We start from the raw sequence: 21414 nt of genomic DNA, 5'->3' as shown, positions 1-21414 counted from the left end.
CTGTGAAATATTTGGCATCTTGGCCCTCGCTGCTCGCCCCGTGACGGTATGCTGGAGTTGGTATTAGTGATTATCAGAGGAGTTTGTATGAGCATCCGTGTAGCTATAGCCGGCGTTGGCAACTGCGCTTCGTCGCTAGTACAGGGAGTCGAGTATTACAAAGACGCGAAAGACGACGCCAAGATTCCTGGCATTATGCATGCCAACTTTGGTGGCTATCGTATTCGCGACGTGGAATTCGTGACCGCTTTCGACGTTGACGCGCTCAAAGTTGGTAAAGACTTAAGCGAAGCCATTTTCACTTCGCAGAACAACACCTACAAGTTCTCGGATGTGCCGAACTTGGGCGTGGAAGTCCTGCGTGGTCCTACTGGCGACGGTTTGGGCGAGTACTACAGCAAGATGATTGACGAGTCCGAGGCTCCCGCTGTCGACGTGGCCCAGGTGTTGCGCGACAACAAGGTTGATGTCTTGGTTTCTTACCTGCCCGTGGGTTCTGAGGAGGCCGACAAAGCTTACGCTCAGGCTGCTATAGACGCAGGCTGCGGTTTCGTGAACTGCCTGCCTGTCTTCATCGCTTCCGATCCTGAGTGGGCTCAGAAGTTCCGCGACGCTGGCGTGCCTATCGTGGGCGACGATATCAAGAGCCAGGTGGGCGCAACCATTACCCACCGCACCATGGCCCGCTTGTTCGAGGATCGCGGTGTGCGCTTGGATCGCACTTATCAGCTCAACGTGGGCGGCAACATGGACTTCATGAACATGCTGCAGCGCTCTCGCCTGGAGTCCAAGAAGATCTCCAAGACTCGCGCCGTCACTTCGATTGTGCCTCACGAGATGGCTGAGCGCGATGTGCACATTGGTCCTTCTGACTATGTGGCGTGGCTGGACGACCGCAAGTTCGCATTCGTGCGCTTGGAAGGCACCACCTTTGGTGATGTGCCGTTGAACTTGGAATACAAGCTTGAGGTGTGGGATTCCCCCAACTCGGCTGGCATCGTGATTGACGCCATCCGCGCCGCCAAGATTGCTTTGGACCGCCACTTGGGCGGCCCGATTCTGGCTCCTTCCTCCTACTTCATGAAGTCTCCTGCCGTACAGCACGAAGACAATGAAGCTCGCCAGTTGGTTGAGGATTACATCGCAGGCAAGGTTGAGTCCGATGCGGATTCTCTCAATGCTGATGTGAAGGCCGCTCAAGACAACGGCAAGGACGTTTGGCATGCCTGAGTTGTGCTGAATACTGCATAACTGCATATTGTAGGGTCGCTTCCTGAGGGAGGCGGCCCTTTTGCTTTCTTACGGCTGAGCAGAATGGCTTATGATGTGTAGAGATGGTACAAGTGTGCATTGATATAGCGCTTATGGCATAATATTTTCTAGCCAGTTCTTAGCAAACTTTTGGTTCTCTCATGCGCCGAAGATGTGATGCAAAGTCGGCAAACAGTAAAGCATAACCTGTGGCAGTGTTCCGGGGAGTTTACGCTCAGGCAGGTCTATCTGGGGGAGTGGTTGAGAGGAGTACCTTTGGTGCGCAAAAGCTGGGGACAGTTCGTTGCAATTTTGGCAGCCATTGCCACGCTCATGGTGGCTTGCGTTGGGTTGCCTGGCCGAGCATACGCTGTGGGCGATGCAGTGAGTGGCCGTGGCCATGTAGCGCCAGAGATAGAGCGTGCCGATGGTTCCGTAGTGGCCTTTATTAAGGTGAAGGCATCGAGCGGCATCGAGCGCAAGTTGCAAACCAAGGCCCAGCTCGACATGCAGCGCTCAGGCTTAAGTGAAACTCAGAAAGAAGATAAGGCCAAGCAGAATGGTCGGGCTACGGCTCAGCAGGCTGAGCAGGTGGCCGATTCGACTTTTGCGCAGCTGCAATCGTTGAACCCTTCTGCTGTAAAGCTTTACACCACGGGTAGCGCCATTAGCGGCGTGGCAGTTAAGGCAGATGCGCAGGCATTGCGGACGCTGGCAGAGCAGTCTCCTTCAGTGGCTAGTGTGACGCGCGTGACTGCGATGGAGCCTTTGAATAAGAACTCGGGAGCCCAGCCCCAGGGCGGTTCAGAGCCTCAGTTGTATAACGAGAGTGTAGGGCATATTGGTGCGGTAGATGCGTGGGCCCAGACTGGACACACCGGCCAAGGTGTGAATATCGCTGTAATCGATACCGGCTTAGACTATACACACGTTGATTTTGGCGGTCCGGGCACTACTGCGGCATACCAAACTGCTAGCGCTTCTACTGCAAATCCTCTAACGGATCCAAGCATTAGGCCACTTGTGGATGCCAGCAAGTATAAGGGTGGTCATGACTTTGCCGGCTCTGCTTATCAAAGCTCCAGCGACGTTCCCGCTCCTGACGACAACCCTATAGACGGTGCCGCATCTGCTCACGGTACTCACGTGGCTGGTATTGCTGCGGGCTATGGTGTAAAGACAGATTCCACTAGATTCTCAGGCGACTATACGCAGCTCACTTCTGCGGATACAGACAATATGAAAATTGCGCCAGGTAGCGCACCGAAGGCTGGCATATATGCTCTCAAAGTGTTTGGCGACCATGGCGGCACTACAGGGCTGAGCACACAAGCTATCGACTGGGTGGTCCAGCACAATTTGAGCGCTCCTTTGGCAGATAAGATTTCGGTCGTTTCGCTCTCGTTGGGAGCTATCTTTGGCCAGACGGATTGCTCGGAGATTGATGCTATTAATGCCCTTGCTAGCGATGGCGTACTCACTGTGGCGGCCGCTGGAAATAATGGCGATTTAACAGATTCAACTGGCTCTCCGGCTTCTGCCAAGTCTGCCTTGTCTGTGGCCGCGAGCTGGACGCTTGGGCCTGCGCAAGACGCGGTAGCTTCGTTCACCTCCCGCGGTCTACACGGTTCTTACGACGGAACTAATAAGCCAGATGTGAGCGCCCCGGGCCAATACATCATATCCGCTAGCTCACAGACGGGCACGAATAGTGTCATGAAGTCTGGCACCTCGATGGCTACTCCTTATACTTCTGGCACTGCGGCCTTGGTGTATGAGGCTCACCCGGGTTGGTCCGGGGCCCAGGTGAAGCAGCAGATTATCAATACTGCCGATCACGATGTCACGTATACGGGCGGCGCTTATGGGCCTGTCAGAGTCGGTACCGGGCGTATCGATGCCTTGGCAGCCGTCAATAATACAGTGCATGCTTCCGGACCTGATGCGCAGGTAGTTAGCGTAGGTTTTGGCATTGCCCAAGTGCCGCAGACCGGCTACTCGGATAGCAAAGTGATAACGGTTACCAATACCGATTCGCAAAGCCATAGCTACCAGCTGGCGTATCAGCCCAGGACGAGTAGCCCCGGAGTGAACTATTCGCTGAGCACCACTAACCTGACAGTGCCGGCCGGTAGCAGCGCGCAGTTTAGCGTTGATCTGAGCATTAGCGACCAAAGTTTGATGCGCAAGACTAGGGACCCTTCCCAAGCAGCGCAGTTCGATTCCGAGCATACGAGCTATGTGAGCGACGCGACTGGTATTGTTGAACTCACACCAACTGGCCCGCCTTCTACTGGGGCAACTAGCTTACGAGTGGCTGTGGCAGTAGCGCCTAAGCCGATTTCCGAGACCAGCACGGTCTACAAGCAGCGCATTGATGGCAGCCGTCAGCTTGAGGTGAGCGGTCACGGACTGAATCAAGGTGCGGACGAGGAAACCTACAAATCGCAGGTAGCTCCTATGGTCCTCGGTGCTGAAAGTCCAGTAAAAAACACTCATTTCACCCACTTTAGGCATCTTTTAGATTCTGGTGACATTCGGGCTATCGGTCACTCTTCTACTGCCCCGCAGCTTGCCGACCCCTCGCAGGGCATGGTGAGCTTCGGTGTTGTGACGGATAAGGCTTGGGGCCGCGTTGGAGATGAGTACCTTGTTCAACCGGAAGTCTACTTGGATACGAACAACGATGGCCAAGCAGATTATGTGATTACAGCTACTAATTTGACAACAAATAATTCGCGGCTAGATTCTGCGAAGGCTGTGACCTACCAGCTTGACGCTAGTGGGCATCGTATGGCGCGGGTCAATACGGAGAGTATTGATGACGCTTTTATATCGGACTCCCACCAGATGGTGCTCAGTACGAAGCTCTCGGCTTTGGGCTTCACTGCCACCGACACGCAGGCCAGCATTGCTTATAAGGTTGATGTCGCTTCTGGTTATGCGTATAGCGCGGTCGACTCGGCTGGTAGCTTCGTGCAGACCGTTTTCGATGCCTACCATCCTTCCCTCTGGTTCGGTTCGAACGCAGCAAGCGGTTCTGGTCAGACTTTCTTCGACGAGCAAGATGGAGAAAAGATTCCTGCCCACACTGCCCCTCTGCAGGGCGGCAACGACAAGGTTTTGCTGCTTCACACGCTGGGCCTTGCCCCCGTTGCTTCCACCGATGCTCCAGTGATCGACATCGTGAACCTTTCGACGGTCGACGCTTCCGCACTGCGGGCTGAGGTAGCTATTTGCACTGGTCTAAATGCCAGCGCTTACACGCCTGCTTCCTGGGCGAGCTTGCAGACCGCTTTGACTCAGGCACAAACGGTCTTGGGTAATGTGGACGCTAGCCAAGCAGAAGTTAACCAGGCTTTGGCGAATCTTCAAGCTGCGCGCTCTGCTCTGGTTCCCGTGACGCCTCCGGCCAACAAGACGCTCTTGCAAAATGAGGTGACAGCTTCGAGCGCCTTACAGCAGGCTGACTATACGGCAGCATCGTGGGCACCGTTTGCCACCGCTTTGGCTGCGGCTCAGTCAGTCTTGGCCGATGCTAATACCACACAAAACCAGGTCGACGCTGCTCTTACTACTTTGCAGTCAGCCCGCTCGGGCCTGGTACTTAAGCCAGTTACGAACAAAACCCAGCTTCAAGCAGAGATTAATACATCGGTTGCTTTAGTGCAGGCTGACTACACGCCTGCTACTTGGGCACCATTCGCCACTGCTTTAGCTGATGCCCAGTCAGTCTTCGCAGACACGGACGCTACCCAGCAGCAAGTCGACGCTGCTTACGCAGCCCTCCACTCTGCTCGCACAGCTCTTGGCATAATTCCAGCCAATACCACGCTCTTGCAAGCTGAGGTCAATGCTTCAACTGGCGTGATTCAGTCTGATTACACGGCTGCTTCTTGGGCTCTGTTTGCAAGCAATCTAGTTGCAGCTCAAGGGGTGTTGGCTGCCGCGAATCCGACGCAGTCCCAAGTCGATGCTGCTTACAACAGTTTGCATACAGCTCGCTTGGCCCTAAGCCCTGTGCCAGCTAATAAGACGGCCTTGCAAACTGAAGTTAACACGTCGGTTGCTTTGGCTCAGTCTGATTACACGGCGGTTTCGTGGACTCCCTTTGCGGCAGCTTTGGCCGATGCTCAGGCTGCTTTAGCCAACGCAGCTGCCCTCCAGTCTCAGGTCGACGCTGCTTACGCTGCTCTATCTCAGGCCCGCAACGGCCTGGTGCACGTGCAGACGGTGAGCAAGACACAGCTGCAGGCTGAGGTCAATGCCGCGACTGCTTTGGTCGAGTCTGATTACACGCCCGCTTCTTGGTCTCAAGTGGCTACTGCCTTGTCTACTGCTCAAACAGTGCTGGCAAACCCGGTAGCTAGCCAGCAGCAGATAGATTCTGCCTACACCGCCTTGAATACGGCTCGCTTGGCTCTCGTACTGACGCAGGTCAATAAGGCTCAGTTACAAGCAGAGGTGAATGCTTCGGCTGTTCTAGTGCAGTCTGATTACACGCCCGCTTCTTGGGCTCCATTTACTGCTGCTTTGTCTGCTGCTCAGACTGTATTGGCGAACGCTAATGCTCCTCAATCTCAGGTCGACGCTGCTTACACTGCCTTGAACACGGCCAGGCAGGCTCTCGTGTTGGTGCAAGCTAACAAGACCCAACTACAAGCCGAGGTGACTGCATCAGCTGTTTTAGTGCAGGCTGACTACACCGCGGCCTCTTGGACTCCGTTTGCATCGGCTTTGTCTGCTGCTCAGTTAGTGCTAGCAAATGCTAATGCGACCCAGTCTCAAGTAGATGCGGCTTACACCACATTGAGCGCGGCCCGCACTGCTTTGGTGCAGGTGCAGACTGTCAACAAGGCCCAGCTCCAAGCCGAGGTCACTGTTGCTAGCGGTCTGGTGGCTGGAGACTATACGCAAAATACTTGGACTCCGTTCGCTGCTGCCCTGTCTGCTGCCCAGTCAGTACTTGCTGATGCGACCGCTACTCAAGCCCAGGTCGATGCTGCTTATAACACTTTGGCTCAGGCCCGTGGCGCTTTGGTGCCGGTACCGGTGGTCAACAAGACGCTGCTGCAGGCGGAAGTTGCCAGTGCGTTAACCTTGGTGCGCTCTGATTACGTCGCGTCTTCGTGGCCGGCGTTTGCCTCTGCCCTGTCTAATGCCCAGGCAGTGCTTGCTGATGCAGCCGCAACTCAGGCTCAGGTGAATGCTGCGCTAACGAGTTTGCAAAATACCCGAGCTGCTTTGGTGCCGGTGCCTGTAGTAAATAAGGCTGCGTTGCAGGCGGAAGTTACCATTGTGCAGACCTTGGTGCGTTCTGATTACACGCCGGCTTCTTGGTCAGCATTGGCTACTGCTTTGACTTCTGCTCAATCGGTGCTTGCTGATGCAGCCGCTACTCAGAACCAAGTGGATGCTGCGCTGACGAGTCTGCAAGGCGCTCGAGCTGCTTTGGTGCCGGTGGCTAATAAGGCCCTGTTGCAGGCAGAAGTGGCTGTCGCCGGTGCTCATAGCCAGGCTGATTACACTGCGACATCGTGGTCAGCATTCGCTACTGCTTTGGCTTCTGCTCAGGCGGTGCTTGCTGATGCCGATGCGACCCAGAACCAAGTAGATGCTGCACTTACTCGCTTGCAGTCTGCAACTGCGGCTCTGCAACTTAAGCCCACGCAGCCGCCGGTCCAGCCGATTCAGCCTGGTCCAGTGCAGCCCGGACCGGTCCAACCTGGCCCAGTGCAGCCTGGTCCGGTTCAGCCGGTTCAGCCTACCCCACCTCCTACTCAGCCGGTTCAGCCGACTCCTGAGCAGCCCGGTCCTGAGGGGCCAAAGCAGCCGGAGCAGCCTGGTCCGGTTCAGCCCGGCCAAGATGATCCTAAGAAGCCTGGCTCAGGTTCAGAACCAGAGGGGAACCAGGAACCGGGTTCGAAAGACCACCCATCGGGCTCCGGTCTGCACCCCGAATCTGGAAATACTGAGCAGCCCACCCCATCTCCTGGACCGGCCGCTGGCAATGGGCAAGCTCCTCAGCAGGGACCGTCTCAGGCGCAACCTCAGGCTCAGCCCGCAGCTCCGGCTTCGGTTCCCGCTCCGGCTGCTGCTCAGCTAGTGTCTGCTCTCGCCGCAGCTTCGTCGTCAGCAGAGTCTTCGTCTGCTGATTCTGAGGCTGCAGCTTCGGCTCCGACAGAGCAAACTCCAGATCCAAAGGATGCTCCGAAGATTACTCCAAAGTCTTATGACAACAGTGCAGATGAGTCCGAGGAAGATGGCCGCAGGACTCCGTATGGTGCTGCCGATAGTGCCGAGGAGAGCTCGTCTTCTAGTTCTAGCTCCTCTCGTACTCCACTCGTAGCTGCGCTAGTAACGATATTGGCTGCCGCTGCGCTCTTCTTGGTCTATCGCCATAATCGCGGCCCCTCCAAGCCATCTGGCCCAACCACCAGTGGCATGTAGTAATAAGCGCCACCAGAAAGTAGCGTGCAAAGGAAGGTTGTCTCCCAACGTGGAGGCAACCTTCCTTGTTATATAACTCCCAACTCTCAAAGTGCAACTTGCTAATTCGGCAGCGGTACCAGTCCGGCCTAGGTATGGCAAATCGCATGCCAAAATGTGCAGAAGTGACACATAGTGGACATTTTGTGCAAAAGTGTCACTTCGGGGTCTAGTGTGAATATTCAAGTACCTCAGACATGAACTCGCTCGGGGCACTTGACGAATACCACGAGACAAGGGAGAAGGCAGATGGGAAAGAACAAGAAAATATCTTGTTTCTTGGCAGTCCTCGCCAGTTCAGCGATGATAGCCTCCATAGCAGCCAGCGCCTCAGCGAACACAGCTGAGCGGGCGCCGGCAGCGCAAATAGGGCAGGCCGCTTCTATACCAGGACCGTTAGCGCAAAAGCTGCAAGATGCTAATGGCAAGGTAACTGCTTTTATTGAGGTCAAAGAAACCTCTGGCGTAGAGCAAAAAGTGCTGAAGCGTCAGCAGTTAGATATGCAGCGTTCGGGCCTGTCGGACGAACAGAAAGAAACCCAGGCAAACGCAGAAGGCCTTGATCATGCTCACAAAGCGAAGCAGGCCGCAGACAACGTTTTCAAAGAATTGCAGGCCTTCGACCCCCAGGCCGCTCTGATTTACGATACTTCTTATAGCGTGGCGGGCGTAGCAGTCAACGCCGACGCGGCAGCTCTACGAAAGCTGTCGGAACATTCCACCGCCGTTGCACGCATTTCCCCCATTAGGTCGATGAAAGCCGTCGACGAGTCGCAGTCTCCAGCAGGTGCGGAAGATGGTCAGCAGCCTAATAACAAGAACGGCGATCAGCTGGTAAGTGCCATTCAGACTTGGAACCAGACTGGCAAAACTGGGCAAGGTGTCAACATCGCAGTAGTCGACACCGGTTTGGACTACACGCACTCCGATTTTGGCGGCTCAGGCAACGCTGCCGATTATGCAACAGCGCTCGCCTCCACTGCCAATCCGCTGACCGATCCGGTGCTGAGCACCAAGCTCGACACCGCTAAATATAAGGGTGGCTACGATTTTGCTGGCCCTACCTATGACGGCAGGACCAATCTGACACCAGCACCTGACGCTAATCCGATTGATGGTGAGCACGGCCATCACGGCACGCACGTTGCTGGCACCGCAGCAGGATACGGCGTAAAGAATGACGGTACTCGCTTCTCCGGCTCCTACCCAGGCCTCAGCCAAGCTGATGTAGCAAGTATGCGCATTGGCCCAGGTTCGGCACCGGAAGCAGGCATCTATGCGCTCAAGGTGTTTGGAGATGGCGGCGGATCTACCGACTTAGTCGGTCAGGCCTTAGACTGGGTGGCCCAGCACAATCTCACCTCTGCGCTGGCAGACAAAATTGGCGTAGTGTCTATGTCTTTGGGCAGTACTTTTGGTCAGACTGACGATCCTGAAAATACGGCAGTCGACAATCTTTCCCGCGATGGCGTGATTTCCGTCATCGCTGCTGGCAACGAAGACGACGTGAGCGATGTGACAGGTTCGCCAGGCACGGCCAAGAGCGCGCTCACCGTGGCTGCTAGCCAGTCAGGTAAAACCTTGCAAGACGCAGTCGAGGTGACCGCAGGGCCAGCAAGCCTAGTAGGCACGAAGCTAGCAGGCCAATATTCTAGGAATTACAACAATCCAGGGTTCTCGGTTACAGCTCCAGTGGCACGAGTGAGTGACCCAACTAACTTGGAAGGCTGCAAGGCCTATTCTGCCGCTGATGCTGCGCGGGTGAGTGGCAAAATTGCTTACGTTGAGTGGGACGATAACGCTATAGTCTGCGGGTCTGGCACTCGCTTTAATCGAGCGCAGGCTGCCGGAGCTGTCGGTGTCGTATTTGGTTCCAAAGAGAATGTTCCTCAAGCAGGAATCGGTGGCAATGCTAATATTCCCGGCTTCCAGCTGGTTAAGGATGCCAATGGTAACCAAGACTTGCAGACCGCAATCAACAACGGCAGTCTTGAACTCAAGCTTGCAGATAACTTGCGCTTGAGCGTAGACTCCAACTATGCCAGCGAAAAGGAAGACGTAGTTGCTTCCTTCACTTCGCGCGGCATTCACGGCTCCTACGATGGCACGGTTAAGCCAGATGTTGCAGCTCCCGGCGTTGGTATCATCTCCGCTTCGGCTGGCTCTGGCAACAATCGCGAGGTTATGAGCGGTACTTCTATGGCCACCCCGCTCACTTCCGGAGTTACGGCTCTAGTTCGCCAGTCTCACCCAGATTGGAATGCTTACCAAGTCAAAGCGCAGATGATGAACACTGCCGACCACGACGTGCTCAGCGCAGATCGTTCCACAGCAATGAGCCCAATGCGCGTGGGATCGGGCCGTATCGACGCACGGGCAGCGGTAAGCAACCCTGTTCATGTTTCTGCCGACGAGGTGGCTGTGAGCGGGCAGTTCGGCATCGTCCAGGTGCCTCAGGCTGGCTATTCGGCTACGAAGACCTTCACCGTTTCAAACACCAGTAGCAGCGCACGCACGTACGACATTTCATATGCGCCACGCACTTCAACTCCTGGGGTCAACTATCAATTGAGTGCAAACACGATTACGGTGCCAGCCAATGATTCGGCCAGTTTTAGTGTTACGCTCAGCATTCCTGACCAGTCGGCTTTGCGTCACACGCGCGATACAACGCAGAGCGCAGAAGTCGCCGGCGAGCACCGTTCGTATGTGACCGACGCTTCCGGCGTGGTAAAGCTGGTTCCGCAGACCGGTACCCCGGATGCCTACGGGCTGCGAGTGGCTGTTTCTTCGGCACCCAAGCCTGTTTCGCAGACCAGCGCTCCCTACCAGGAGAACGTGGGCGGCGATAAGCGGCTTGCCATTAGCGGCCACGGCTTCGCTCAGGGCACCGGCGAGCAGACTTACGCGTCGAAACTCGTGCCGATGATCTACGGAGTTGAGGATCCAGTCGACGGATATGTGGGCACGCCGGGCGATCATGCTCAGCGCAGCCTGGCAGCTGGCGACATTCGCGCAGTAGGGTATTCCTCTACCGCACCCCAGCTGGCAGACCCCTCGCAGGGCTTGCTTTCCTTCGGTATTATCACCGATAAGACTTGGAATCGCATTGGAAACGGCGCTGTCGTGCCAAGTGTTTATTTGGATACAAACAACGACGGTACTGCGGACCACGTCATCTCTGTGGAGACCGAGACCCCCGATGGCACTCAAACCGACACGGCATTTGCGCGCACCTACACGCTCGACAATTCCGGATATATGGATACGCTCGTGGACGAGGAGCCCATTGATGATGCTTTTATCTCTGACTCCAATCAGGTAGTGCTGTCGGCGAAGCTTTCCGCCCTCGGTTTCACTAGCGCTAGCCAGTCTGCTCCCATCAGGTATTCGGTGGTAACGCAGTCGATTTACGCGGCTGACGCACCCAACCCATACGAAGTGGACCAAGCTGCCGGCGGCCCGGACGATGCCTTCGACGCTTACCATCCAGCTATCTGGTTTGGTGCCAGCGGCGCTTCGGGCAACGGGGAGACTACTTTCGACGACCAAGACGGCGTAGTGGTGCCGGTCAATACTGCCATGGTTCGCACTCCCGGCCCTGCCAAGGTGCTGAACGTGCACACGTATGGTTCTGCGCCCGAGCAGCCAGGTAGCCAGCTGAGTTTGGATATTAGCAACATAACGCCGATAAATAAGGCGCAGTTGCAGTCTGCCATCGCCCAGTATTCCGCTCTGGACGCAAGTAAGTACACGCCGGCTTCTTGGCAGGCCTTGCAAACGGCCCTAGCAGCGGCTCGACAGGTGTTGAGCAACCCGGCTTCCTTGCAGGCCGATCTCGATAGCGCCTATAACGTCTTGCAAACGGCATACAACGGCCTGGTGCAAGCCGAGCTGGCTGTAAATAAGGACAAGCTGCAGGCTGCTGTGAGTGCGGCGGCAAAGCTGAAGGCTGGCGACTACACTGCGGCCAGCTGGGCGACCTTTGCTCAGGCTTTGGCTCAGGCTCAGGCGGTCTTAGCTGACCCGAATGCTAATCAGGCAGATGTGAATGCTGCCGAGCAGACGTTGGCGGCGGCCGTAGGGCAGCTGGTATCTGCTACTACTGACCACAAGCAGCCTGGCGGCGGTTCTGGTTCTGGCGGCGGCCCCGGCAGTGGCAGCGGCTCTCACCCTGCCCCGGGCTCCGGCTCAGATGGCTCTGGCAAGGTCACTCCCGGTGCTCCCGCGGGTCCTGGCGCGGGTGCCCCCGGTGCGGCAGCTGCCGGCATACAACCTGCTGGCAAGGAATCTAAAGTAGCAGCTCGCCAGCAAGATCCTTCCCAGCTAGCGGCAACCGGAGCTGAGGTAGACCTCCTCATCGCGCTCGCAGTGGTGCTAACTCTTGGTGCAGCGGCACTCGTTGCCTCGGGCCGGTTCGAGCGGACGATTTGCGGCATGCATATCAGCCGGTAAAGCAGTGAAAGTGCGAGTTTTCAGCCACTGAAATACGAAAAATGGCTGAAAACTCGCAAGCTGGGAATATCTTTGCAAGTTTTCAGCCATTGAGCCTGTGTTGGCGCGGGCTAGGCGAATACAATCCCCGAATATGATTGCGGGGGCCAGTAAGCGCTTAGTGCTGAGCTAGCATGGGCTCAATCTGTTTTTCGAAGGCCACCAGTGCCGAGTTGATAACTTGGTGCATGTCGTAGTATGCGTAAGTGCCCAAACGACCGCCGAAGACTACTTGCGGCTGCTTCTCGGCCAGTTCCTTGTACTGTGTGTAGAGACTGCGGTCTTCGGCCGTGTTGATGGGGTAGTAAGGTTCGTCGCCCTTGCTGGCGAAGCGGGAGTACTCTTCCCAGACCACCGTGCGCTCGTGGTTCTGCTCCTCGTAGCGCTCAGGGTTGAAGTTTTTGAACTCGATGGCACGCGTGTAGGGCACATCCGAGTCAGAGAAGTTCATGACTGGACAGCCGAAGTGGTCATCCTCGTTGTAGCGCTGCTCTTTAAACTCTACCGTGCGCCACTTGAGTTCGCCCAGCTGGTAGTCGAAATAGCGGTCTACGGGGCCGGTGTAGACCACGGGCACCTTGCCGACTAGAGCATCGCGGTTGAAGGGCTGCGAGCTGTCGAAGAAGTCGGTGGAGAGCGAGACGGAAATGCGCGGGTCGTCAATCATGCGCTCAAACCAAGCTGTGTAACCGTCCTTGGGCAGGCCCTCCCAGGTGTCCTTGAAGTAGTGGTTGTCATAGTTGAAGCGCACGGGCAGGCGCTTAATAATGGAAGCAGGCAACTCGGAAGGGTCGGTCTGCCACTGCTTTGCCGTGTAATTTTTAATAAACGCTTCGTACAGGGGGCGGCCAATCAGTGAAATGCCCTGGTCGTTCAGGTTCTCGGGATCGGTGCCCGCCAGTTCGCCGGCCTGCTCCTGAATCAACGCCTTGGCCTGGGCAGGCGTGTAGTGGGCGTGGAAGAACTGGTTGATAGTGCCCAAATTGATAGGCAGGGGGAAGACCTCGCCCTTATGTGTGGTGTAGACGCGGTGGTTGTAGTCGGTGAACTCGGTGAAGCGGTTGGTGTAGTCCCACACGCGCTTGTTGGAGGTGTGGAAGAGGTGGGCGCCGTACTGGTGAATCTCGGCCCCTGTTTCCTCGTCCTTGTAGGAGTAGGCGTTGCCGCCGATGTGGTCGCGTACGTCGATAATCTGTACGCGCGCACCGGTAGCCTCCACCGCCTGCTGCGCCACAGTAAGCCCAAAGAGCCCGGCCCCCACAATCACCAAATCCGCGTCCATTGCGCTTCCTCTCGCTTGGTATCAGTCATAATCTTGGCTAATCATATCAACGGCACTGCGGCACCGGCTCCACCAGGCCGCTATGTCTACGATTTCCTTTCGAGCTTTCACGCGGGTGCTTGTCGGGGCGATTGCCTGTGGTTGCTTGCTTACCCCTGGCGGTTGTGGGGGTGGTGGCGGGCTTTTGGGTGGTGGCCTTGTTTGCCTACTTGGTAGGCGGCGTATGCGGTGGTGGCCAGGGTGGTGACTAGGAGGAGGCTGCTCCCGCCGAAGCGTTGCAAGGGCACGGTTCCGGCTGCGGGCAGCGTTAGGAAGGTGTAGTAGCGGAAGCCGGGTGTGATGACATAGTCGGGCTGGGGAGCTCCTGTTGTGCTCCACTTCATTTTGACTGCTATCGTGCCTTCGGGATGGGCGGGGCTTTTGCCGTTCCATTGTTTGGCGCTCTCGTTGTAGCTCGGTGTTATGGCGTGGCTCGAATCGCCGAATTCAATGCTGCTTACATCGATTGCGCCCGATGTAATTGCGCGGGGAGTTGGATTGGCGGTACTAGATAAGCTGTTGCCGTCGCCGAGTTGGTTGTTGTAGTTGGCTCCCCAAGCGCTGCCACTGCCGTCATGGCTAATTGCCAGGGTGTAATCGGCTCCGGCATCGGCCTGGATAATCCTGTCGGCCGGCAGGCTTCCTCCGGTCACGAGCACAGGTATGGGGTTGGCTCTTGTCTCAGAACTGACACTACTGTTAATGCTGTTGCCGAGCTGCCCGTATGAATTCCAACCCCAGGCGTGTAATCGTCCCTGAGTGTCGATTGCTACAGAGTGGCCGCCTCCTGCACTAATGCTAGTGATTGTGGCGTTGCTGAGACTGCCGGTGTTCACTGGTGTGGGTGTGGGGTTGGCTGTTTTGTCCATCATGCCCAGATTGATATTGTTTGTGTTGCCGAGCTGGCCGTACGAATTCCATCCCCAAGCGTGAACGTGGCCTGTAGTGTCTAAAGCGAGAGCAAAGGACCCTCCTGCACTGATTTGTGTGATACTGCCGTCTGGCAAGCTGCCCCCGGTAACTAGCGTGGGCGTGGGATGACTGCTATCTGAGATACCGTTACCGTCAGTGTTGCCGAGTTGGCCGGCAGTGTTGTTTCCCCAAGCGTGAACTCGGCCGGTGTTGTCGAGCGCAAAGACAGTGCCTCCGCCTGCGCTGATTTGTATGATGTTGCGCCGCGTTAGGGAACCACCTATAACTTGTGTCGGTATTGGGTTGGGGTAGTTTTCTCCGGTGTTGGTAGTGTTGCCGAGTTGTCCGGACCTGTTATGACCCCAGGAATGCACGTTTCCTCTGGAGTCGAGGGCGAGTGAATAGCCGTTTGCTGCGCTGATTTGAGTGATATAAGCGTTGCTGAGACTGCCGCTTGTAACCTTTATAGGAGTAGGATTTGGCTGTGGTCTACCACTGTTGGCTACTCCGAGTTCTCCGCTAAAATTGAAACCCCACGAATACACCTTGTGGTCTTCTCCTAAAGCGAGAGAGTGATATAACCCCGTGCTGACTTGGAGAAAGTGGACCCCAGCTGGAGTCAATACTCGCAATGGCTGCGAGCGAGTGGCCCTAAAGAAAGTGCCGTCTCCCAGCTGGCCGTATTCGTTCCATCCCCAAGCGTAAACGTTGCCGTCTGAGCCGAGTGCCAGGGTATGGTACTCGGAGCCGCCGCTTACTTGGGTGAAGCGCAAACTGGTGGTTTTGGGATTTGCCTGTATGGTCACTGGAGTGTTGCCAGTTGTCGGGCCAATTGTTGAGGAGATATCAAAGGTGTAGTGGTTCCAGTGGGCGGTCAAAGTCAACTCTTCGTTTACTGGATTGATGAAGCCCCAAGGTTTGCCGTCGGCTGTGAACCAACCAGTGAACTGATGGTTGGTCCAGATTGGATCTTCGGGCCAATTAGCTGGCTCGCCGTTCATCACCGCTTGGTCAGCTGGCCCTGTTGCTTTCCCATTTCCCTCGCCAAGGTCGTAATGAACCGTGTATGTGCCCTTATACTCATAATGCAGCGTGATTGGGGTTTGCGCGATTCCATCTATGGCCCAGGCCACGCTGACGTCGACCTTGCCTATTGAGTGCTGGGGCACATCAACTGTCCATGTGCCAGTGTTGGCATCTTGAGACGTGGCAACGGCTGCGGTTGAGCCGAACTTTATGCCGGTAATGGTGATTACCGGTTCGAGGACTTTCCCGGGTGTGGGGCTGACTACAGATAAGGCTATTCCCTGACCTAAAGCCCCGTATCCGTTGAGGCCCCAGGTGTATGCATGGTTGTCGTTGTTGAGAGCGATAGAGTGGCCTGCGCCAGCGGCAATGTGTGTGGTATTGCCGGATAGGTCTGCGCTTGAGACCAAAGTTGGCGTGGGGTTTGGCGTGTTGGTGCGTAAATTCGTTGAGTTGCCAAGCTGCCCAAAGTAGTTATCTCCCCATGCGTAGACTTTGTGATCGCTGCCAATAGCGAGGGTGCTGGCTCCGCTAACGATATTGACGTCGTGAGTGCCTGAGCTTATATCTATGCTGTCAATATCTGCGGGCAGTGCGCCGCCGGAGACTAAGGTGGGGGTGGTGACTGGGGTGTTCGTGCCAAGATTAACGCTACTGCCCAGTTGCCCATACATGTTATTGCCCCACATATATACTTTGTGGTCTCTGCTGATGACTGCGGCAGATATGTATCCTGCCTTGATGGTCAGCGGTGACCAGCCAAATATTGAGACTGCGTTGGGTATCTCATGAGGAGTGGGATTCGCAATAGTGCTGCCACTGTTGGTGGGGGTGGCTAGGGTTCCGTATTTGTTGCTGCCCCATGCGTACACCCGGTTGTTGTATCCTACAGCCAGGCTGTAGCCTGAGCCTGCGCTAATTTGGTCCCAATAACGAGGCAGTCCAGCCCCCGTCACTCGCTTGGGTGCTATGTTGGCGGGGTTAGGGGGTGCGGAGTTGCCAGTGGTGTTGCCCAACTCTCCGTATGTATTGCTGCCCCACGCGTAGATTTGTCTGTCGGTGCCAAGGGCCAGTGAGTGGCCCGCGCCTGCGCTAATTTGGGTGATGCCAACGTGCAAGTCGCCGCCTGAAACTTGAACAATTTCACCGCTTCCTGCGATGCTTCCAAAGCCTGTTGAACTGCCAAGTTGCCCGGAGTAGTTTTGCCCCCAAGCATATACTTGGCGATCGTCTCCGAGGGCGAGCGAATGGTACTCGCCGGCACTAACCTGAGTAAAACGTACGTTGCTTGGTAAGCCTTGTACGCGCACTGGTCTATTGACATGCCCTACTATTGTTGGATCCACTTCTCCGTGCACGTTGAATCCCCAGGCATAGACCTTACCGTCGTTGCCGATTGCCAAGCTGTGGCCCCAGCCTGTGCTTATTTGGGTGTAGTGTACGCCGTTTGGTGGTACGGGCGGTGTGATGCTTGCCTGGTTTGGCGCGTTTGCAAGACCTTTAGTAGGGCTGAGCGTGAATCCGTCAACTGTTTCCTCGCCAGTGACACCACCGCGTGTCAGTTGGCTGGGAGAATCATCTGGAGCTGAGTCAGCTGCGGCTGAGCGCGTAAACTGAGTAGCCCCCCCCCCCAAGGATAGTTAGAGCTAGCGTTAACACAACTGCGCTGGCAGTGCGGGAATTACGCATGTGAAACCCCTGTGTAATGAGTGCAAGTGGTGGACTCGAGTATCGTGCAAGAGCAGCTGAGCGGACCAAAGCTCCGCGGTGCAAGTTCCCCAACTAGTGCAAACAGTCTGCGTATTGCATATATAAGGTATCATTCTACCATGCTGATGGCGCAATGCTGCGGATTTCGGGCTCTGCGCTTGCGGTCCTTACAAACGACTGCGCAGAGTTCGGTGATTGTTCGCTTGCGGCAGGGCTCTTGCTAGACTGTAGTTACGGACGGCTGGGCCAAAGCTCGGCCGACGTACGAAGGAGCTTAAGAGCCCATGATCCCTTCAGAAGTCTTTGACTACGACGATGTGCAGCTCATTCCAAACAAGTGCATTATCGAGTCCCGCTCTCAGGCGGACGCATCGGTGCAGTTTGGGCCCCGCACATTTAAGATTCCGGTCGTGCCTGCCAATATGGAGACCGTGATTCACGACGAGCTGGCCGAGTGGCTGGCTGCTAACGGGTATTTTTACGTGATGCACCGCTTTGAGCCGCAAACCCGCGCCGATTTTGTGCGCACTATGCACAGCAAGGGGCTCTATGCCTCGATTTCCGTGGGTGTCAAGCAAGGCGAGCATGACTTTGTAGACGAACTGGCTGCTGCCGACTTGGTGCCAGAATATGTCACGATTGACATAGCTCACGGGCACTCCGACTCGGTAATTCGCATGATTCAACACTTGAAGCAGGCCCTGCCCGGCGCTTTCGTTATCGCTGGCAACGTGGGTACGCCCGAGGCGGTGCGCGAGCTGGAGAACGCGGGCGCGGACGCTACGAAGGTGGGCATTGGGCCGGGCAAGGCTTGCATTACCAAGCTCAAGACCGGCTTCGGTACTGGCGGTTGGCAGCTGGCGGCGGTGCGTTTGTGCGCCAAGGCTGCTCGTAAGCCAATTATTGCCGACGGTGGCATTCGCTACAACGGCGACATCGCTAAGTCTATTCGCTTCGGCGCTTCTATGGTGATGGTAGGCTCCTTGTTGGCTGGTCACGACGAGTCGCCCGGCGGCAAAATCACCATCGATGGCAAGACCTTCAAACAGTATTGGGGCTCGGCCTCGGAGAAGCAGAAGGGCGCCTACCGCAACGTGGAAGGTAAGCAGATGCTGGTGCCTTACCGCGGTGCCATTGCCGACACCCTGCGCGAAATTGAGCAGGACCTTCAGTCCTCCATTTCGTATGCCGGAGGCAGCAAGCTCACCGACATCCGCCATGTCGATTATGTAGTGGTCAACAATTCCGTTCTCAACGGCGACAACTACTAAAGCGTCCAAACATTCGCGGGCTGCAAAAATCCGCGCAGTCCGCTAGAATAGTATTTGCTCTCACGTGGCGTTATGTCACCCAATCCCCCCAGGGCAGGAATGCAGCAAGGGTAAGTGGCCTCTGACGGGTGCGTGAGAGTTTTCTTTTTTTCTAATACTTGAAGCTCCATACCTCACCGTTGGTATCTTTCGCATGATTCGCCGGTGAATCTCGATTATTGACTCGTTTCTTCCTACTCCTCTCTTGCATTTTCACATTCGACCACATTGTTCGTAGAAGGTGCGCCGACTCCCTCAAAGGCCGTAGGATAGCGGCCAAAGATAAAGGAGGCAATGTGGGCAGGTTGGGATTAGAGCATTCGCGAGTTGGGGTGCATTTTTGGTGGTATCGCACCCAAACGGGAACGTGTAAAAGTGAACAGGAAGCGGTGGGGCATGCTGTAGATGCTGCTTTTGCGTGCTTGATGCGTAGCCGGTGGGCGCTGGAAAGTCTGGGGTATAGTCGGCAAGATTTGTGTTGTGAGGCTGTGCAGCGTGATCTTATGTTGCAAATGTATGGAGCCTTGGTGGCTACGTTGTCGATATTGAGGGGGAACGTGGGTGGTTCGTCGAGCGAATATTGTGTGCAATTGCCGCAGTGTCCATATAAGCCGGTTCGTATGGCGCAGGTCGAGGGGGTGCCTCTTTTTGAGATAGCGATGCAGCCTCTTATTACTGGGTCTGTGGGCAGAAATGCCGTGGTGCAGATGCGTATGTATGAGTCTGAACCGGATTTGGCCTTTGACGTGTGCATAGGGCATTGGGCAGGAATTAAAGATGTACCACACGGGAATAAGAGGGCAAGCATGATGCAGGGCGAAATTATTCGAGAGCAGCAAAATGCGGCCATGCGAGATGCTATGAGTCAATTCCGTTCTGGGAGTAAAGCTGGCTGGTGATATTGGAATGTGGGGAATGGGATTTGACAAGATAGGATATAAGTAATAGCTTATACAATAATAGATGCAATGCAATGCAATGCAATCGTTAGGGGTTGAAGGGGGCAGGGAAAATGAATGAACCGAAGAATGAGATCGCGGGTGCTTGCGATGCAACTGTCGAGGAGCCTAGAGCGCGCTTTGCTGAGTTAGATTTTGAGCAGCATGGGTTTGATGAGAAGGAGCTGGCAGCTGTTTTGGCAAAGGAAGAGAGTAGTCTTTTGGCCAAGCTGGTTGAGGGGCGGCAATATAACTCGCGTTTGCGGGAGAAGGAGGGGGCGCACGACTTCAATCAAGCAGATATTGCCGGGCGGATGGGTGCAGTTTCGCAGGCATACGTCTCTCAGTTGGAAAATGGACTGGTTTCGCTGGTGGGAAAAGTGACACGATATGCGCGCGCCGCAGGTTTGGTAGTGCATTATGAAGTTTCTTCGGCCTTGGACGGTCAGTCGATTCCTGCTCATAGCGCGCAATATAACGTTGAACCTTCGCCGACGGCTACCGTGCCCGCAGTCGGTAGCAAAAAGCTGTAGTAGTCGTTATTGTGCCCACCTGTGGATGCATTGCACGACTTGGACGTGACACGGCACGGTAGACCGGAGGAGTAGATAGATTTAGAGGTATGACGAATCAGAATGGCGAGGGTTTGGACGAGGGGCAGGATGCTCAGCAGGGGGCCACTGCTCCCAGCGGGCAGGCGAGTGTAAGTGATGTTGCGTCCTTAAGCGGGCAGCAGGAGGCTTTGAATGGAGTGAGCGGCCTCGGCGGTCTCAACAGGGTCAGCAGTCTCAGTGAACCCGGTGGGTTCACTGGGCAAGCGAGAGCTGAGGGATACAATAGCCGGTTTGCGCCTTTGGGAAGCAGCGACGCAGCCGGGCTCAAAGAGTACGCGACCTATGCGGCGCAAAATGGCGATTTTGGCACCCAGGCTGCATTGAAAGACCTGCAAGAATTGGCCAAAGCCGGAGACACAACCGCGGCGGAGGAAGCCGAGGAGCTGGAGCGCATGGATCCGCTCACCCGCAAGCCCCGCGCTTCCTCATGGATTAGCTGCCTAATCTTGGGTCTGTTGTTCCTAGCTGCTGCCGCCGGAGTGTGGTGGCTGGGCGTATACACGCTGGCCGGGCAGCAGTACGAAGACGAGGTCTATCGCAACTTTGCTGGCTATTTGCAGGCCGTTCCGCTCCTGAAAAGCATCTTGGGCGTGTTTACCATCAGCAAGCTCACCATCGGCGTGAGCTGTGCTATCGGCGCGCTGGGATACGCCATCGCTGCCCTGCGCAAACGCTGGTGGCTGCTGGCCCAAGTAGTGCTCTATTCCATTATTTCTTACGGGGCTGGGCGTCTGCTCAAAGCTTTCCTGCCAAGGCCTTACATCATCAACTCTGAATCGATGCACGGCAATTCCGCGCCTTCGGGCCACACCATTATGGCGGCCACGGTCGTTATCGTTTTGCTGTGCGTAGTACCGCGAGTGTGGCGAGCTTTCTGCGCCGTTATTGGCTTCCTCTTTACGATGGCGGTAGGCTACTCGGTAATTGACGGCCGCTGGCATAGACCCACCGACGTGATTATGGCCATTCTTATCGCCGGCGGTTTAGCTCTGATAATGTTGGCTGCAACGCGCGCTTCGGGCATGGACGAGCCCGGCACTCGCTATTCTTCGGCCAGCGTACAAATCGTCTCGACGATTATGATTACCGCAGGCATTCTGGGCGGTCTCTATGGGGCATTCTTGGTCTGGCAGATGGTCTCGGGCCTGGAAATGGGCGCTCGCTGGACTTTCTACGGGGCTCACGTCTCGGCGGTGGTATTTATAGCCTCAGCGTCTGCCATCGTGTTTGGCTCCTTGCTGGCTCTGCGGCAGGTCACGGCTTCCCCTCTGTCTAAGATAGGATTGTTAGGTGCACCGCCTACGCCGCCGGAGGATTTGTAAAGCTGTCGACTTATCCACATTTGGGAG

General features: G+C 55.9%; 9 protein-coding genes and 1 other RNA gene. 8 read left to right on the top strand and 2 right to left on the bottom strand.

Features of this window, described 5'->3' with window-relative positions; genetic code table 11:
• Window positions 1–87 precede the first annotated feature (87 nt).
• The 3 genes from R8377_RS07265 to R8377_RS07255 all read left to right on the top strand — a co-directional run bounded on the left by R8377_RS07265 (window position 88) and on the right by R8377_RS07255 (window position 12195).
• Window positions 88–1230 (top strand): inositol-3-phosphate synthase, encoded by a 1143-nt coding sequence (locus R8377_RS07265; RefSeq protein ID WP_317642832.1) that lies wholly within the window; start codon window positions 88–90, stop codon window positions 1228–1230.
• A gap of 300 nt (window positions 1231–1530) precedes the next feature.
• The gene (locus R8377_RS07260; protein ID WP_317643738.1) at window positions 1531–7701 is read left to right on the top strand and encodes a S8 family serine peptidase; all 6171 of its coding nucleotides are present in this window, start codon (window positions 1531–1533) and stop codon (window positions 7699–7701) included.
• Between the two features lie 288 nt (window positions 7702–7989).
• Window positions 7990–12195, top strand: a complete 4206-nt coding sequence (locus R8377_RS07255) for a S8 family peptidase (protein ID WP_317642831.1) — start codon at window positions 7990–7992, stop codon at window positions 12193–12195.
• A 157-nt stretch (window positions 12196–12352) separates the two neighbouring features.
• On the opposite strand, the gene glf is transcribed toward R8377_RS07255, so the two are convergent.
• Both glf and R8377_RS07245 read right to left on the bottom strand, forming a co-directional pair.
• Window positions 12353–13516, bottom strand: a complete 1164-nt coding sequence (gene glf, locus R8377_RS07250) for a UDP-galactopyranose mutase (protein ID WP_317642830.1) — start codon at window positions 13514–13516, stop codon at window positions 12353–12355.
• 149 nt (window positions 13517–13665) lie between these two features.
• Window positions 13666–17127, bottom strand: coding sequence for an RCC1 domain-containing protein (locus tag R8377_RS07245; RefSeq protein ID WP_317642829.1), 3462 nt, complete (start codon window positions 17125–17127; stop codon window positions 13666–13668).
• 360 nt (window positions 17128–17487) lie between these two features.
• On the opposite strand from R8377_RS07245, the gene R8377_RS07240 reads away from it, so the two are divergent.
• From R8377_RS07240 to R8377_RS07220, 5 genes are all read left to right on the top strand, one after another.
• Window positions 17488–18474 (top strand): GMP reductase, encoded by a 987-nt coding sequence (locus R8377_RS07240; RefSeq protein ID WP_317642828.1) that lies wholly within the window; start codon window positions 17488–17490, stop codon window positions 18472–18474.
• Between the two features lie 51 nt (window positions 18475–18525).
• Window positions 18526–18622: signal recognition particle sRNA small type (gene ffs, locus R8377_RS07235), an RNA gene on the top strand.
• Between the two features lie 511 nt (window positions 18623–19133).
• Complete coding sequence (locus tag R8377_RS07230; protein ID WP_317642827.1) at window positions 19134–19412, top strand: hypothetical protein; 279 nt, start codon at window positions 19134–19136, stop codon at window positions 19410–19412.
• A 113-nt stretch (window positions 19413–19525) separates the two neighbouring features.
• Window positions 19526–19984: a hypothetical protein gene (locus tag R8377_RS07225; protein WP_317642826.1), complete on the top strand. Its 459-nt coding sequence runs from the start codon at window positions 19526–19528 to the stop codon at window positions 19982–19984.
• Between the two features lie 89 nt (window positions 19985–20073).
• The gene (locus tag R8377_RS07220) at window positions 20074–21387 is read left to right on the top strand and encodes a phosphatase PAP2 family protein (protein WP_317642825.1); all 1314 of its coding nucleotides are present in this window, start codon (window positions 20074–20076) and stop codon (window positions 21385–21387) included.
• Window positions 21388–21414: the final 27 nt, after the last annotated feature.

Origin of the sequence: Bombiscardovia apis, from assembly GCF_033095945.1 — a bacterium.
GTDB classification, from domain to species: Bacteria; Actinomycetota; Actinomycetes; order Actinomycetales; family Bifidobacteriaceae; genus Bombiscardovia; species Bombiscardovia apis.
This window is presented reverse-complemented; position numbering and strand designations above follow the sequence as displayed.